15 protein-coding genes are annotated in these 15,466 nt (G+C 64.9%); 11 read left to right on the top strand and 4 right to left on the bottom strand.

Features of this window, described 5'->3' with window-relative positions; translation table 11 throughout:
* Positions 1-15: 15 nt before the first annotated feature.
* The 3 genes from NZL82_RS00740 to NZL82_RS00730 all read left to right on the top strand — a co-directional run bounded on the left by NZL82_RS00740 (position 16) and on the right by NZL82_RS00730 (position 1,887).
* Positions 16-624 (top strand): TetR/AcrR family transcriptional regulator, encoded by a 609-nt coding sequence (locus NZL82_RS00740; RefSeq protein ID WP_261267870.1) that lies wholly within the window; start codon positions 16-18, stop codon positions 622-624.
* 185 nt (positions 625-809) lie between these two features.
* A complete protein-coding gene (locus tag NZL82_RS00735) occupies positions 810-1,229 on the top strand; it encodes a hypothetical protein (RefSeq protein WP_261267869.1) in 420 nt (139 codons plus the stop codon).
* A gap of 61 nt (positions 1,230-1,290) precedes the next feature.
* Positions 1,291-1,887, top strand: a complete 597-nt coding sequence (locus NZL82_RS00730) for an alpha/beta hydrolase (RefSeq protein ID WP_261267868.1) — start codon at positions 1,291-1,293, stop codon at positions 1,885-1,887.
* Between the two features lie 116 nt (positions 1,888-2,003).
* Here NZL82_RS00730 and NZL82_RS00725 read toward each other — a convergent pair whose 3' ends face one another.
* Positions 2,004-2,234, bottom strand: coding sequence for a hypothetical protein (locus NZL82_RS00725; protein ID WP_261267867.1), 231 nt, complete (start codon positions 2,232-2,234; stop codon positions 2,004-2,006).
* Positions 2,235-2,427: 193 nt separating this feature from the next.
* Here NZL82_RS00725 and NZL82_RS00720 point away from each other — a divergent pair, with 193 nt between their 5' ends.
* From NZL82_RS00720 to NZL82_RS00710, 3 genes are all read left to right on the top strand, one after another.
* Positions 2,428-3,549 carry a S1 family peptidase gene (locus NZL82_RS00720; RefSeq protein ID WP_261267866.1) on the top strand — a complete coding sequence of 374 codons (1,122 nt, stop codon included), beginning with the start codon at positions 2,428-2,430 and terminating at the stop codon, positions 3,547-3,549.
* Positions 3,550-3,611: 62 nt separating this feature from the next.
* Positions 3,612-4,616 carry an NAD(P)-dependent alcohol dehydrogenase gene (locus tag NZL82_RS00715; protein ID WP_261267865.1) on the top strand — a complete coding sequence of 335 codons (1,005 nt, stop codon included), beginning with the start codon at positions 3,612-3,614 and terminating at the stop codon, positions 4,614-4,616.
* 10 nt (positions 4,617-4,626) lie between these two features.
* Positions 4,627-5,913 carry an NAD(P)/FAD-dependent oxidoreductase gene (locus NZL82_RS00710; RefSeq protein ID WP_261267864.1) on the top strand — a complete coding sequence of 429 codons (1,287 nt, stop codon included), beginning with the start codon at positions 4,627-4,629 and terminating at the stop codon, positions 5,911-5,913.
* Positions 5,914-5,918: 5 nt separating this feature from the next.
* On the opposite strand, the gene NZL82_RS00705 is transcribed toward NZL82_RS00710, so the two are convergent.
* Positions 5,919-6,563 (bottom strand): GntR family transcriptional regulator, encoded by a 645-nt coding sequence (locus NZL82_RS00705; RefSeq protein ID WP_261267863.1) that lies wholly within the window; start codon positions 6,561-6,563, stop codon positions 5,919-5,921.
* A gap of 107 nt (positions 6,564-6,670) precedes the next feature.
* Complete coding sequence (locus NZL82_RS00700) at positions 6,671-8,725, bottom strand: NAD(+) synthase (protein ID WP_261267862.1); 2,055 nt, start codon at positions 8,723-8,725, stop codon at positions 6,671-6,673.
* A 171-nt stretch (positions 8,726-8,896) separates the two neighbouring features.
* Between NZL82_RS00700 and NZL82_RS00695 the strand changes: the two genes are divergently transcribed.
* The 5 genes from NZL82_RS00695 (at position 8,897) to der (ending at position 13,716) form a co-directional block, all read left to right on the top strand.
* On the top strand, positions 8,897-9,241 hold the full coding sequence (locus tag NZL82_RS00695) for an ArsC family reductase (protein ID WP_261267861.1): 345 nt from the start codon (positions 8,897-8,899) through the stop codon (positions 9,239-9,241).
* Between the two features lie 49 nt (positions 9,242-9,290).
* Positions 9,291-10,157 (top strand): 3-methyl-2-oxobutanoate hydroxymethyltransferase, encoded by an 867-nt coding sequence (gene panB / locus NZL82_RS00690; RefSeq protein WP_261267860.1) that lies wholly within the window; start codon positions 9,291-9,293, stop codon positions 10,155-10,157.
* 83 nt (positions 10,158-10,240) lie between these two features.
* Positions 10,241-10,942, top strand: coding sequence for a tetratricopeptide repeat protein (locus NZL82_RS00685; RefSeq protein ID WP_261267859.1), 702 nt, complete (start codon positions 10,241-10,243; stop codon positions 10,940-10,942).
* Positions 10,939-12,261, top strand: a complete 1,323-nt coding sequence (locus tag NZL82_RS00680; protein ID WP_261267858.1) for a PQQ-binding-like beta-propeller repeat protein — start codon at positions 10,939-10,941, stop codon at positions 12,259-12,261. The genes NZL82_RS00685 and NZL82_RS00680 overlap by 4 nt, the downstream gene beginning before the upstream one ends.
* Before the next feature lie 84 nt (positions 12,262-12,345).
* Positions 12,346-13,716, top strand: a complete 1,371-nt coding sequence (gene der, locus NZL82_RS00675) for a ribosome biogenesis GTPase Der (RefSeq protein ID WP_261267857.1) — start codon at positions 12,346-12,348, stop codon at positions 13,714-13,716.
* A 292-nt stretch (positions 13,717-14,008) separates the two neighbouring features.
* Here der and bfr read toward each other — a convergent pair whose 3' ends face one another.
* Positions 14,009-14,530 (bottom strand): bacterioferritin, encoded by a 522-nt coding sequence (gene bfr, locus NZL82_RS00670; protein WP_261267856.1) that lies wholly within the window; start codon positions 14,528-14,530, stop codon positions 14,009-14,011.
* Positions 14,531-15,466 lie beyond the last annotated feature (936 nt).

The following is a 15,466-nucleotide window of genomic DNA, read 5'->3' as shown; positions in this document are numbered from 1 at the left end:
TCTATACCGAGTGTTATGAAAAACCTATTGCCCGTCTGTAAGGGGCGGCCACGCGAATTCTGCACTGACAAGGCCCTGGCAGCCGCGCTCCGGGTGTTTTGGAGCAAGGGCTATGAGGGCGCGTCTATGGCCGACCTGACCGAGGCGATGGGAATCACCAAGCCCAGCCTCTATGCCGCATTCGGCAATAAGGAAGCCTTGTTCCACAAGGCGCTGGATCTCTACGAAGCCGAAAAGCTCGCTTATATGCGCGACGCGCTGGAGCAGCCGACCGCCCGCGCGGTAGCCGAGTATCTGTTGCGCGGCGCGCTTGATGCGCAGACCAATTGCGACGAGCCGCAAGGGTGTCTGGGCGTCATCCTCTCGGTGGCTTGCGGGGCAGAGGCCGAATCGATCAAGGCGGAGGTCGTCGCCCGGCGAGCCTCGTCCCAGGCCGCACTGCTGGCGCGTTTCCAGCGGGCCAAGGAAGAAGGTGATCTGCGCGACGGCGTCGATCCCGAAGGGCTGACGCAATATCTCTATGCCTTGTTCCAGGGGATGGCGGTGCAGGCCGGGTCCGGCGCGACGCGCGCGGATCTGGAAACGCTGGTCGAAACCGGCATGGCACTCTGGCCTTCGCGTTAAATACCACCCGGTATAAAACTGCTTGACGACCTTTCCATCGGTTAATATACCACTCGGTATGGAAGGCGCTTCGGGCCTTTCTGATCGATAACAAGCGAGACAGCACGGCGGCGGGCTACGGACTGCCGATCGCGTCGGGCACAGGCCGGGCGCGCGGGATGTCGCGCGACAGAAGGGGTAGTCTCATGGCCTATGTCGCTTTTCAGGAAATCGGTGCCGCCCGCGTCGCGGTCGATGCGGCCATCACGCAGCGCGGCGCGTCGGCGATCCGTCCCGACGCTCGGCTTTCCGCGCTCGAATGGCAGGTCGTGGCGCTGGCCCGTCGGGACCGCATCGCCAGCCTGCGCGCACCGGGCAAGCTGAGCCGCGCGCTGGGCAGCATTTTTGGCGAGACGCGCAATCCCCGTCTGGCCGATCCCTCGCTGGAGGCGCTGCGGCGCATGGCGGTGCTGAGCTGGCACCATGGCTATAGCGTGCCCTCGCATGAGGTTCGCGCCTTTCTGGCGGCGGGTTACACCGCCGACCAATATGAGCTGATGGTCGACAGCATCGCCACAGCGCTCAGCAGTTCGCGGCGTCCGGCACGGCTCGCCACGTCGGAATGACGCTGCGATAAGGCGACGGGCTCTTGCCCTTCGCGCGAAGTGGCGTAGCTTAGGGGCGCCAATGACGGAGCAGACCATGCCGGCCGAACTGCGTCTAAATGACCCCTTTTCGATCATCACCCTGCCCATGGTGGATGGCGAGCGGACCATGCCCTGGGAAAATCTGTTCGCCTGGCCGCGACAGGGCGATGTCCAATTGCCGTTCGATGGCGCCTCACGCGAGGCGCGGGACATTTGGGCGACTCGGCTGGATCATGCGGTGGCCCATGCCGACAAGACCGTGTTGCTGGTGGCGGAAGGGGCGGCGTGCCTCGCCAGCATCTGGTGGGCGCGGTTGTCGCCCAGCCATTATGTCTCGAAGGTCGCGGGTGCCCTGTTCTTCCAGCCACCCGCCGCGACCGCGCTGGAGCGTAGCGGCGGGCAGCTTTTCGCATCGCCCGATGGCGCGCTGCCATTCCCCTCGCTGATCGTCGATGGTTCGGTTCATGGATCGGCCCTGGCGCAAATGTGCGGCGGGCGGTTGCTGGACGCCCCCGTCGCGGCCCCGCCACCGACCGGCATGTGGCGTCAGGCCCAGCGCCTGATCGAGCGTCTCTCGGCCGGCGTGGTGGAGCAGGATTTGCGCATCCTGCGCACGCTGGGCCATTCCGACCGCTGACGAAAAAAAAGGCCCGACGGGTACCATCCGCCGGGCCAGTCGATCGCCTTAGGGAGCTTCCTTTGGCGAGGAGGAGCGGTTTAGAGCCCGCTAAGGACCCGCCACCGAGGGAAAAATCAATTCGCGTTCGCGGCGTTCAGGGTCACCCCATTGTCCGAGAGCAGGTCATTGCCGACCGCGCTATCCTCGTTCAGCACGCCTTCGTCATTCGCGATCACCTCGTTATCCAGCGCCAGCGCAGCTTGGTTGTCGACCGCGGTGACATTGCCCGATCCGGAGGGCGAGCAGCCCGCGACCGTTGCGGCGGCGGCAAGAAGGATCAACGAGGAAATATGGCGTCGCAACATCGTGTGGGTTCCCTGTTCTGCCCGTATATCGCCGCTTTCCGGCTACAGGCAAAGAATACATACTAAAACGATGGGATATAACCAAGGCTATTCTTTGCGGGGCGATAGCTGGGCTTTGTCGTGGCCCATCGTCCTGTTGCTGATCCTGTTCGCGTGGCCCGCTATGGCCGCGGCGCAGGGGGGAGCGGTTCCCGTGAAGAGCCCCGCCGCGCTGGCGCTTGATGCTGACCAATATGGCCTGGCCTCGGGGCTCTCCGGCCCGCAAGCATTGCAGGAGCTTCGCGTGCAGGAGGCATCGGTGCCGCTGACCGATGCGTTGCAAATCGAATTCGCCGACCGCCTGGCCGGCCTGTCGGTCGGTCATGCGCCGTTCCGGATCGATGTGCTGCTGACCGGCGATGCCTCGGTGGCCGACCGGGTGGTCCAATTGGCGGGGCAGGCGGTCGCCATCCGGTTTCGCACCGGGGCCTATGCCACCCATCACCAGTTGGTCGTCGCGCTCGCGCTGCACCAGACCGAAATCCGTGCCAACCTGACTCAGCCGCCGGGCATCGGCGTCGATCCGCGTATCGGGGCGCTGGTCTTGATGGTCGGTCGGGGGGATTTGCTGGCCGAAGCAACGGACGCTCTGCGCGATCGGATCGCGCGGATCGCGGGCGTGCCGGTGAAGATCGCCACCCTGGATACGCCGGAGATCGATCTGGCTGATCTTCAGGGCGGAGCGCGGCTGGTCGGTGTCGATCGGGCCAATGGGCGGCGTTACGCCTGCACCAGCGGCTTCGTGGTCCGGCGAGCGGCCGAGAGCGCGATCGTCACCGCCGCGCACTGCCCGGACGATCTGTCCTGGATCGACGCCATGGGGACGGCGTATCCGCTACGCTATGCCGGGCAATGGGGCTGGGGCTATCAGGACGTGCAGGTCAATGTCAGCGATCATCTGCTCGCGCCCCATTTCTGGAGCGACACCGCCAAGACGATCAGCCGCACCGTGACGGGGGCACGCCCCCGTGCCTCGACCCGTGCGGGTGACATTGTGTGCCATCGGGGCGAGCGGACCGGTTATAGCTGTGCGGAAGTCTGGATGCCCGACTTCGCCCCTGCGGGCGATCTGTGCGGGGGCGGTTGTACCCCGACTTGGGTTGCGGTGCGTGGTCCCACCTGCCGGAGCGGGGACAGCGGCGGTCCCGTCTTTTTGGGCGACACGGCATTCGGCATTGTGAAAGGCGGCAGCTATCGCGGTGACGGAAGCTGTGCCTTTTACTATTATATGTCAGTCGATTTCCTGCCCGATGGGTGGGTGCTGGCGACCGGCTGAGGGATCGCATCGCGTCGCGCCTGCGTTTTTTGCGAACGAACGACAGTGATGAAGGCGACGGTATGAAGGCGATGATCCTCGATGCACCGGGTGGACTGGATCGGCTGAGGCTGGTCGAACGGCCCGACCCCGGTGCCCCGGGTCGCGGAATGATCCGGGTGCGGCTCCACGCGACATCCCTCAACTATCATGATTATGGCGTCGTCTCGGGCAGCATGCCGACTGAGGATGGCCGCATCCCGATGGCCGATGGCGCAGGCGTGGTCGAGGCGGTCGGGGACGAGGTGACCGACTTTGCGGCGGGCGACGCGGTGATCGCCTGCTTCTTCCCCGACTGGCAGGAGGGGCCGCCCCGCGTCGGCGACTTCGCCCGCGTGCCGGGTGACGGGATCGACGGCTATGCCTGTGAGACGGTGGTCGCACCCGCGACGGCCTTCACCCACGCGCCCAAGGGCTATGACCATGCCGAGGCGGCGACCATCACCACCGCCGGTCTGACAGCATGGCGCAGCCTGGTGGTCGATGGCGGTCTGAAGGCCGGGGACAGCGTGCTCGTCCTCGGCACCGGTGGTGTGTCCATCTGGGCCTTGCAGATCGCGCGGATGATGGGGGCGCAGGTGGTGGTGACCTCCTCATCCGACGAGAAGCTCGAACGCGCGCGTGCGCTCGGGGCCGCGCATACGATCAACTATCGCACCCATCAGGATTGGGGGCGGCGCGTCCATGACTGGGCGGGCGGCGGTGTCGATCACGTCATCGAGGTCGGTGGGCCGGGTACGCTGGCCCAGTCGATCGATGCGGTCCGGATCGGCGGGCATATCGGCCTGATCGGGGTGCTGACCGGCGTGGCGGGCGACGTGCCGACCGCGACGATGATGCGCAAACAGGCGCGCTTGCAGGGGCTGATCGTCGGCAGCCGCCGGATGCAGATGGAATTCGTTCGGGCACTGGACGATGCCGCGCTCCGGCCTGTCATCGATCGCCGCTTCGACCTGCCCGATCTGGCCGAGGCATTCCGGTTGCAGGAAAGCGGCGGCCATTTCGGCAAGATCGCCGTGACATGGTGAGGGCAGGGGGATGAGCAGCGCCGCCGCCAACGTCGATCCGAATTGGCCGCACATCGTCATCGTGGGGGCAGGCTTTGGCGGGCTCGCCGTCGCCCAGCAGCTCGCCAATGCACCGGTCCGGGTGACGGTGGTCGACCGCAACAACTATCACCTGTTCGTGCCGCTGCTCTATCAGGTGGCGACCGCCGCACTGTCCCCGGCGGATGTGGCGGAGCCGATCCGGCATGTGCTGGGCCGTTATCCCAATATCCGGGTGGTGTTGGGGGAGGTCGTGCAGGTCGATACCGACCGGCACGAGGTGGCGCTGGCGACGGGCGAGACGCTGACCTATGATCGGCTGGTCGTCGCGACGGGATCGACCAGCAGCTATTTCGGGCATGACGAGTGGCGAAGCGTCGCCCCTTCCTGCAAGTCGATCGAGGAGGCACGGGTCATCCGGTCGCGCGTGCTGGGCGCATTCGAGGAGGCGGAGCGCGACGGCGTGGCGGATCGCGAGGCGTTGATGACCTTCGTGATCGTCGGCGGCGGCCCGACCGGGGTCGAGCTTGCGGGATCGGTGGCCGAACTGGCACGCCATGCCCTGACCTCCGACTTTCGGCGCATTCGACCTGAAACGGCGCGGATCATTTTGGTCGAAGGCGGAAAGCGCATCCTGGCGGCGTTTCCCGACGAGCTGGCCGATTATGCCGAACGCGCGCTGTCGCGGCTGGGGGTTCAGGTGATGACCGATTGCCCGGTCGAGGCGATCACGGCCGAAGGGCTGACCGCAGGTGGGCAATTCATTCCCGCCCGCACCGTTCTTTGGGGCGCTGGCGTCGCGCCGACCGGGGCCGCCAAGCTGCTCGGCATCGCGCCGGGACCAGGCGGGCGGGTGGCGGTGGGGTCCGACCTGAAGGTCGTCGGAATCGATGATGTCTACTCGCTGGGCGATGTTGCTGCGTGTCCCGATGAGCAGGGCAAGCCCTTGCCCGGACTGGCACAGGTCGCGCAGCAGCAAGGCCAGTATCTGGGCAAGGCGCTACGTGCGGGATTGACGAAGGAGCAATCGGCCCGACCCTTCCGCTTCCACAATCGGGGCAATGCCGCGATCATCGGGCGGCACGCCGCTATCTTCGATTTCGGGCGGTTTCGGATGAAGGGCTATCTGGCCTGGATGCTCTGGGCGATCGTCCATGTCGTGCTGCTGGTCAGTTTCGCGCAGCGCATCCGGGTCAGTCTGCAATGGCTGTGGCGATACCTGACCTATCGCCGGGGTGCGCGGATCATCACCACGCCGCTCGCGCGGCCCCCCGGCTGAACGGGTCAGCGGCTCAACTGGGCGCGAAGATCGACCAGGGTGGCGCCGATATGGTCAGTCAGGAACCCGGCGACGCGTGCCTCGTCGCGTGCCAACCAGGCGTCGAGCAGTTCATGATGTTCCTTGTGCGCACGCGTCTCGCGCCCGGCAGGCTTGAGATGCTGAACGACATAGCGTTCGGCCAGCACCTGTAACCGCTCGATCAACTGAAAGGTCAAGGCCGCGCCCAGCGGCCGCACCAGCGCCAGATGGAAGGCGCGGTTGCGCAGCGCGACCTCATGCAGCGCCTCATGCGCGGCGACGTCGAGCGCTACGAGGGCATCCCTGGCCGCCTGCTGGTCGGCGTCGGTCGCCACCCGGCTGGCGCGAGCGGCGGCATCGGGCTCCAGCGCCAGGCGAAGTTCGTAAATTTCCTCCGCCTCGCCCGCCCCCAATGACCGTACGAAAAAGCCGCGATTGGCCTGGCTGGTCAGCAGGCCTTCCTGCTCCAGCCGCGCCAGCGCCTCGCGCAGCGGAATCTTGCTGACGCCCAGTTCGTTGGCGAGGGCGTCCTGACGGATCGGTTGTTCTTCGGGCAGATCGCCGCTGATGATCCGTTCGCGAATGATCGTGAAGATCTGTTCGGACAGCGTGCGAACGACAAGGCTCATGGTCTCTCTCGTGCCGACAGGCCAGGAGGAGCCTGTAATTCATGGATAAAGTATTATTGGGACCGGCAGCATAGACCTTTTCCCATGTCGCTGCCAAGTGTTGCGGATCAGTCGGTGGGCAAGGCGTCGTTCAACTCCGCCAGCCACACCGATGCGCGTCCATCCGAGGGGGCGCGCCAGTCGCCGCGGGGTGACAATGCGCCGCCGGGCGAAACCTTGGGCCCATTGGGCAAAGCGGACCGCTTGAACTGGCTCGTCTGGAAGAAACGGGTCAGAAACCGCTCCAGCCAATGGCGTATGGTCGGCAGGTCATAGGCGACCCGCGCGTCGGGCGGCAAATCCTCCGGCCATCCCCCGACCTCCGCATCGCGCCAGGCATGCCAGGCCAGGAATGCGATCTTCGATGGCTTCAGACCATAACGGATGACGTAATGCGCGAAAAAGTCGTTGAGCGCATAGGGGCCGATCATTGCCTCGGTCGACTGCATCGCCCCGCTGGCGTCGGCGGGGACCAGTTCGGGCGAGATTTCCTGCGACAGGATGGCGGCGAGCACGGCATTGGTGTCGTCGTCATATTGGCGGGTTCGGATACACCAGCGGATCAGGAACTGGATCAGCGTCTTTGGGACTCCGGCATTGACGGCATAATGGCTCATCTGATCGCCGACGCCATAGGTGCACCATCCCAGCGCCAGCTCCGACAGGTCGCCGGTGCCCAGCACGATCCCGCCGCGTTGATTGGCGAGGCGGAAGAGATAATCGGTGCGCAGACCCGCCTGGACATTTTCGAAGGTGACGTCGTGAACCGGCTCCCCCTTGGCGAAGGGGTGGTCCATATCCGCCAGCATCTGTTGTGCGGCGGGGCGGATGTCGATCTCCTCCGCGCTGACGCCCAGGGCGCGCATTAGCGCCCAGGCATGCGCCTTGGTCCCTTCGCCGGTCGCGAAGCCGGGCATGGTGAAGGCCAGGATACGGTCGCGCGACCAGCCCAGCCGGTCGGTCGCCTTGGCGGCGACGATCAGGGCATGGGTGGAATCGAGCCCCCCCGACACGCCGATGACCAATGTCTTGGCGGCGCTGGCATCCAGCCGCTTGGCGAGCGCCTCGACCTGGATATTATAGGCCTCGTAACAATCCGCGTCGCGCCGCGCGGGATCGTCGGGGACGAAGGGAAAGCGATGGACCGCGCGGCGAAGCCCCTGGTCCGCGGGCTCGACACCATGCACGAAGCCGATCCGCCGGAACCGGGTCTCGGGATGCCCGGCAAAGGCCGCCGAATCGTTGAACGTCCCGAAGCGGAGCCGTTCCTGCACGATCCGCTCGACATCGACATCCGCGGTGGTCAGCGCGGGCTCGCGTAGGAAGCGTTCGGACTCGGCCAGTGTTTCGCCTAGTTCGTGGACCAGTCCCTGTCCGTCCCAGGACAGGTCGGTCGTGCTCTCCCCGATCCCGGCGGCGGAATAGACATAGGCGCAGGCGGCGCGGGCGGATTGCGCCGCCGCGAGCATCGCCCGGTCGCGCGCCTTGCCGATCACGATGTTGGACGCCGACAGGTTGCAGCAGATCGTCGCCCCCGCCAGCGCGCCCAGCGTCGAGGGTGGGGTAGGGGCCCAATAATCCTCGCAAATCTCCGCATGGAAGACGAAGCCCGCCACATCCTCCGCCGCAAAGATCAGGTCGGTGCCGAAGGGCACGACCTGCCCGTCCAGTTCGATGGTCAGCCCGGTCAGCCCCGCGCCGCTCGCGAACCAGCGCTTTTCATAATATTCGCGGTAATTGGGCAGGAAGGTCTTGGGCACCACCCCCAGTATCCGCCCCCGCGCGATGACGATGGCGCAATTGTACAAGCGGCCATTGCGGGGCAGCGCGGCCCCGATCAGCAGGACGGGCGACAGCGCGGCGCTGGCATCCACTATCTCGCCCAGGGCGGCCAGCGTCGCGGTGTGCATCGCGCCTTGCAGATGCAGATCGTCGATCGCGTAGGAGGTCAGCGACAATTCGGGATAGACGATCAGGTCCACCCCATCCTCGTCCGCGACCCGCGCCAGATCGAGCATGGCCGCCGCATTGGCCTGCGCATCGCCGACCGACGCGGCGGGCGTCGCGGCCGCGACGCGGATCAGGCCATGGGAGTGAAGGGCGTAGAAGGGATGGTCCTGCATCCTGTCGGGATAGCGGTCCGGGCAGGGGGGCGCTACCCCGTGTGGCTTGTCACGGGTTAGGATGGGGTCGTGATCGTGGGGGATGCGCTTGTTTCCTGGTTCACGCGATCCTGCTGCAATCCATGCCCGACCTCGCTAAAGGCGTCGCATTTATAGCGTCCAGAGGCACTGATGACGGTCGAACTCTATGGCATTCCGAACTGCGACACGATGAAGAAGGCGCGCGTCTGGCTGGATCAGCACGGCGTCGCCTATCGCTTCCACAACTATAAGACGGACGGCATCGACGAGGCCACGCTGCGCCGCTGGGTGGATCAGGTTGGCTGGGAGTTGCTGCTCAACCGCGCCGGCACCACCTTCCGCAAGCTGGAGGAAGCCGAACGGCAGGACATCGATGCGGACAAGGCCATCACGCTGATGCAGGCCCAGCCTTCGCTCATCAAGCGGCCGGTGCTCGACCGGGATGGCGTGTTGACCATCGGGTTCAAGCCGGAGCGCTACGCCGAAATCTTCTAACCCCGCCAAGGGGGTGGAGCGGGCCCGATAGCGGGAGTAAGGGCGGCGCATGTCCACGACCTACACGCTCGACACCGCGACGAGTCGCGCCAATCCCACGCCCGCCCCGATGAAGCGGCTGACCGTTCCGGCCATTCGTCGTCGCAAGGGCGAGACGCCGCTCGTCATGCTGACGGCCTATACGGTGCGCTCGGCACAGTTGCTCGATCCACATTGCGACATGCTGCTCGTCGGAGATAGTCTGGGGCAGGTGATCTATGGCCTGCCCTCGACGGTGCCGGTCACGCTCGCGATGATGGCGGCCCACGGCGCGGCGGTCGTCCGGGGCAGCTATCACGCTGTGGTGGTCATCGACCTGCCCTTTGGCAGCTATGAGGCGAGCCCCGAAAAGGCGTTCGAGAATGCCGCCTGGCTGCTCAAGGAAACCGGCGCGGCGGCGGTCAAGCTGGAGGGTGGGGTGGCGATGGCGCCGACCGTCCGCTTCCTGGTCGAACGCGGCATTCCCGTCATGGGCCATGTCGGCCTGACGCCGCAGGCGGTGAACGTGCTGGGCGGCTATGGCGCGCGCGGCCGTACCCCCGAAGAGGCGGAGAAGATCGTCGCCGACGCCGTCGCCATCGCCGAGGCTGGAGCCTTTTCGGTGGTGATCGAAGGGGTCGTCGAGCCGATCGCGATCGCGATCACCAACCGGGTCGCCTGCCCGACGATCGGTATCGGCGCATCGGCGCAGTGCGACGGACAGGTTCTGGTGGGCGAGGACATGCTGGGCCTGTTCGACCGGACCGCGCGCTTCGTTCGCCGGTACGAGACGATGGGCGACCGGATCGGCGAGGCGGCGCGCGCCTATGCCGAAGATGTCCGGGCTCGTCGCTTTCCGGGGCCGGAACAGATTTACGCACCCCGCGAAGGGGCGTGACGCAAGCTTCTTCCCACCGGGCCCGCTCCTCGCTAAAGGTCGCGGCTTCCTTGTTGCCTTGATCCAGAATAGCGGAGCCCGTCTTGGCCCTAACGCCCCAATCCAGCCAGGCCTTTTTGAGCGAGGTCGACGACGAACTGCGTCGCGACCGGCTGACCAAATTCTGGACCCGCTGGGGCCTCGTCGTCGGTGCGGTGATCCTGATCGGGCTCGCGGCGTTCGGCGGCTATCTCTATTGGCAGCATCGTCAGCATCAGGCGGCCGGTACGGATGGCGAGCAGTTGCAGGCCGCCTATGACGCGCTGTCGCAGAACGACACCAAGGCGGCGGATGCCAAGCTGAAGACGCTGGCGGCGTCCGACGTCGATGCCTATCGCGCGCTGGCGCAATTCACCCAGGCCGACATCCTTCTGCAGAAGGACGATATGAAGGGTGCCGCGGCGCGCTTCGCGACGATCGCCAATGATGCGTCGCTGGCCCAGCCGTTCCGTGATCTGGCGCTGATCCGCCAGACCATGGCGGAATATGATACGCTGAAGCCCGAGGCCGTCGTCGCGCGGCTGCGTGGCATGGCGGTGCCCGGCAACGCCTATTTCGGTAGCGCCGGAGAAATGGTCGCCATCGCCTATCTGCGCCAGAACAAGCGCACGGAAGCCGGTCGCCTGTTCGGCCAGATTGCCAGCGAGAAGGATGTGCCCGATACGTTGCGGCAACGTGCGGTTCAGATGGCCGGCGTATTGGGGGTCGATGCCGTCGGCCAGAGCGAGGACACTAAAACCCAATGACGAAGCATTTCCGCACCTCGGCCGCGCTGGCCGCGCTGATGGCGCTGGGCGCCTGTGGCGTATTCAAGAGCGCGCCGAAAAAGACCCCGACCGTCGGTAACCGGGTGCCCATCCTGGTGTCCGAGACCGGCGTCGAGGCCGACAAGACGATCGCCGATGTGCAGGTCCTGCTGCCCGCACCCGAAACCAATGCCGAATGGTCGCAGCCGGGCGGCAACGCGTCGAAGTCGATGGGGCAACTCGCCCTTGCCGAGCAGCCGCAGCGGGTCTGGGAAACGACGATCAACGGCGGGTCGGCGCGCGATCCGCTGGGCGCCGCGCCGGTGGTGGCGGAGAACAAGCTGTTCGTTGTCGATGTCGAGGGCAATCTCCAGGCGCTGAACGCCGATACCGGGGCTCGCTTGTGGTCGGCCGCGATCACCGAGGGCGACGAAAACCGTCTTGCCCGCTTCGGTGGCGGGGCCAGCTACGACAGCGGCACGGTCTATGCGACCGATGGTCTGGGCGATGTGATCGCGGCCAATGCCGCCGACGGCAAGGTGCTATGGCGCGCCAAGCCCAGCGGCCCGCTGCGCGGATCGCCGACCATCGCCAACGGCAATGTCTATGTCCTGACCCAGGACAATCAGCTTTACGCGATCAACCAGGCCGATGGTAAGATCGTGTGGGCCGGCCAGGGCACGCTGGAGACGCAGGGCGTGTTCGGCGTCGCGGCCCCCGCCGCCAGCCAGGGCACGGTCGTCGCCGGTTTCTCCAGCGGCGAACTCAACGCCTATCGCTACGAAAATGGGCGTATGCTGTGGCAGGACGCGCTGTCGCGGACCAGCATCTCGACCTCGGTCTCGACACTGTCCGACATCGACGCGGCGCCGGTCATCGATCAGGGCCGCGTCTATGCGCTGGGCCAGGGTGGCCGCATGGTTGCGCTGGAACTGTCCACCGGTCAGCGTCTGTGGGAACAGAATTTCGCCGGTATCTCGACTCCCTGGATCGCGGGCGAGTGGATTTTCCTGGTGACCGACGACGCGCGGCTGGTCGCGCTCGCCCGGTCGAGCGGCAAGGCGCGCTGGATCGCGCAGCTCCAGCGCTTCCATAACGAGAAGAAGAAGTCGGGTGCGATCACTTGGTTCGGCCCGGTGCTGGCAGGCAACCGCCTGATCCTGACCAATTCGGAAGGGCAGATCGTCTACGCCAATCCGGGCGACGGATCGGTGCAGGCGACGGTCGAGGCCAAGACCCCCTTCGCGCTGCCGCCGGTCGTGGCGAACGGGACACTCTATGTCCTCGATCAAAAGGGGCGGATCGCCGCCTATAAGTAAAGAACGACCGTCCCTTCGGCCCGGCCGGGGGGACGGTATGTTTTGTACCGTGACGAAAGGCCCGCCTTTCGCTAACGGAACGCGATGGCAAAACTCCCTATCGTCGCGATCGTCGGCCGTCCCAATGTCGGCAAGTCGACGCTGTTCAATCGTCTGGTCGGAAAGAAGCTGGCGCTGGTCGACGACCGGCCCGGTGTGACGCGCGACCGACGCGAAGGCGACGCGCATCTGCTGGGCCTGGACTTCCGTGTCATCGACACGGCCGGTTACGAGGACGAAGACCCCGATACGCTCCCCGGCCGGATGCGTCGCCAGACCGAGGCGGCGGTCGCCGAGGCCGATGTCGCGTTGTTCCTGGTCGATGCGCGTGCTGGCATCATGCCGCTGGACGAGGAAATCGCCCGCTGGCTGCGCAGTTCGGACACGCCGATCGTCCTCGCCGCGAACAAAGCCGAGGGGCGTGCGGCGGAGCAGGGCGTTCTGGAGGCGCTCGCGCTCGGCTTTGGTGACCCGGTTCAGCTCTCGGCGGAACATGGCGAGGGTGTGGGCGATCTGTTCGAGGCGCTGCTTCCCTTCATCGATGTCGAAATCGAGGAAGAGGAAGAGGTCGATCTCGAAAACCCCTTCGCCCCGCTCAAGCTGGCGATCGTCGGCCGCCCCAATGCGGGCAAATCGACGCTGATCAACCGTTTCCTGGGGCAGGACCGCCTGATCACGGGACCCGAGGCCGGGATCACCCGCGATTCGATCGCGATCGACTGGGAATGGCGCGACCGGGACGGCGAAGTCCGCCAGGTCCGCCTGATCGACACGGCGGGAATGCGCAAAAAGGCCAAGGTGCAGGACAAGCTGGAAAAGCTGTCCGTCGCCGATGCCCTGCGCGCGGTCGATTTCGCCGAAGTCGTGGTATTGCTGCTCGACGCGACGCTGGGGCTGGAATCGCAGGATCTGCGTATCGCCGACCGCGTTCTGGAAGAGGGTCGCGCGCTGCTGATCGCGCTGAACAAATGGGATGTCGCGGAAAATCCGTCGTCCCTGTTCAACGGCGTGAAAAAGGCGCTGGAGGATGGGCTCAGCCAGGTGAAGGGTGTGCCGCTGCTGGCGGTGTCGGCCGCGACCGGCAAGGGGCTCGATACGCTGATCGAGGCGGCGTTCGAAACGCGCGCCGCCTGGTCGAAGCGGGTGCCGACCGGCGAGCTCAACCGCTGGTTCGAAAGGGCCGTCGATGCCAATCCGCCACCCGCGCCCGGCGGCAAGCGGATCAAGTTGCGCTACGTCACCCAGATCAAGTCGCGGCCGCCGAGTTTCGTGATCTTCGGAACGCGGGTCGACCAATTACCCGCCAGCTATGAGCGCTATCTGGTCAACTCAATGCGGCGAGAATTGGGCTTCGGCGCAGTGCCGGTGCGGCTGACGCTGCGGGCACCGAAGAACCCGTTCGCAAACAAGGACTGAGGGTAGGGGCGCAAGCCCCGCCTGCTGCCCATGCCACCCTTGGGCTAGTACGCACTTCCGTGCCGTTCCGGACCACCTCCGTTAAGTTCCCGCCTTACCTCCGTTCAGCCTGAGCGAAGTCGAAGGCCACGGGATGACCTCGGCCACGCTTGGACGGGGATTTGTGGCGTAGGGTTTGCCGTAGCCTTCGACTTCGCGCAGGCTGAACGGGGGTGAGGGGATATGGGGGTTGGACGGGGAGGGAGTCCGAAAACCGGAAAGGGGCGGGTTTCCGAACCCGCCCCCGCTGCCATTACCCCTGCAAGTGCGGTGCTGCACCCGACTTGGGGGCGTCGTTTTCTGCCATGGCGTTCAGCTGAACATAATTCTGGATGCCCATGCGCTCGATCATTTCGAACTGGCGCTCCAGCGTGTCGACATGCTCTTCCTCGCTGGCGAGGATGCGCTGGAACAGGTCGCGGCTGACATAGTCGCGGACTTCCTCGCAATAGGCGATCGCGCCCTTGAGCTGCGCCACCGCCTCGATCTCGATGGCGAGGTCGCCCTTGAGCACCTCTTCGACCGTCTCGCCGATGCGCAGGCGACCGAGCAGCTGGAAATTGGGCAGGCCGTCGAGGTAGAGGATGCGCTCGGCCAGCCAGTCGGCATGGCGCATCTCGTCGATCGACTCCTTATACTCGAACTGGGCGAGCTTGTAGACGCCCCAGTGATCGAGCAGCCGATAGTGCAGGAAATACTGATTGATCGCGGTCAGCTCGTTCTTGAGCGCCTCGTTCAGAAACTCGATGACCTTGGGGTCGCCCTTGACTGCCATTGCCTTCATCCTTCGTAAATCGGCTCGCCAACCACATTAGTGTAATATCTGCAACGACGGCAAGAAGATTTTCACAAGTAAAACTGCGAACCATTTTCAGGTCTTTGAAGTTGTGATACCTGCGAATGAAGTTGAAAGGCGTTCGCAGCCTCGGCTGAGTAGCGGACCGGAGAAATTTAGCGAATCGCCGAGATATTTCCAAAGGGCTCATGCTCGTTGATCGGAACCATCGGGGTTTTTCACTCTGCCGATATCTCCCAATCGTGCGTGATAGCTCAGAAAATACTGTGTCGGCGGCGCAATTTCTGGGCGGCGATGTCATTGGTTCGCGACTAGCCATAGCGTCCCGGAAATCGCCGATATTGCGCACTGATCGCCGCGCGGCCTCCGCACTAGTAAGGGGCAAGGGGATCACGCCAGGGGGTATCGGCTAACCCTACCCCAAGGATACCCCCCGAACTACCCCGAGTTGACGCGGGCTTTCGTGGAGGCGAGACAAATGCCCTGATGCCGTAGCTTGCTGGCACCTCAGGGGAAGTTTGGGACAAGGTGAATGTCGAGATTGGTGGGCCCGGCAGGATTTAAACAAATCAGTAAAAACAGTAGGATAAAATGTCTAACCGACACGTACTGCTGCCCAACACCCCTCTTCGCCGGGTTAAGAATGTCTAACCCATGAGCGCTTACCAGCGGCGTAAGCAGAATGTCCGCAATGGGTGGAAGGCAGCCGGTGTCCCGGCGCAAAGTGTGCTATAACTGCGATCCAGCTACTGAGTGAGATGCGCAATGCCACTAAAGGATCTTAGCGGTTCACCCCCGCCCACTGTCCAAGAGCGAATGGCGATCAGGGAAATGTGGAAGCGCTATGGACCGTCATTACCAAATTGGTTGACGTCGAGAAAAGATGACGGGGGCGAAATGGCACCGTTACCTTCC

It is taken from the genome of Sphingomonas sp. LC-1 (assembly GCF_025371035.1).
GTDB classification, from domain to species: domain Bacteria; phylum Pseudomonadota; class Alphaproteobacteria; order Sphingomonadales; family Sphingomonadaceae; genus Sphingomonas; species Sphingomonas sanguinis_E.
This window is presented reverse-complemented; position numbering and strand designations above follow the sequence as displayed.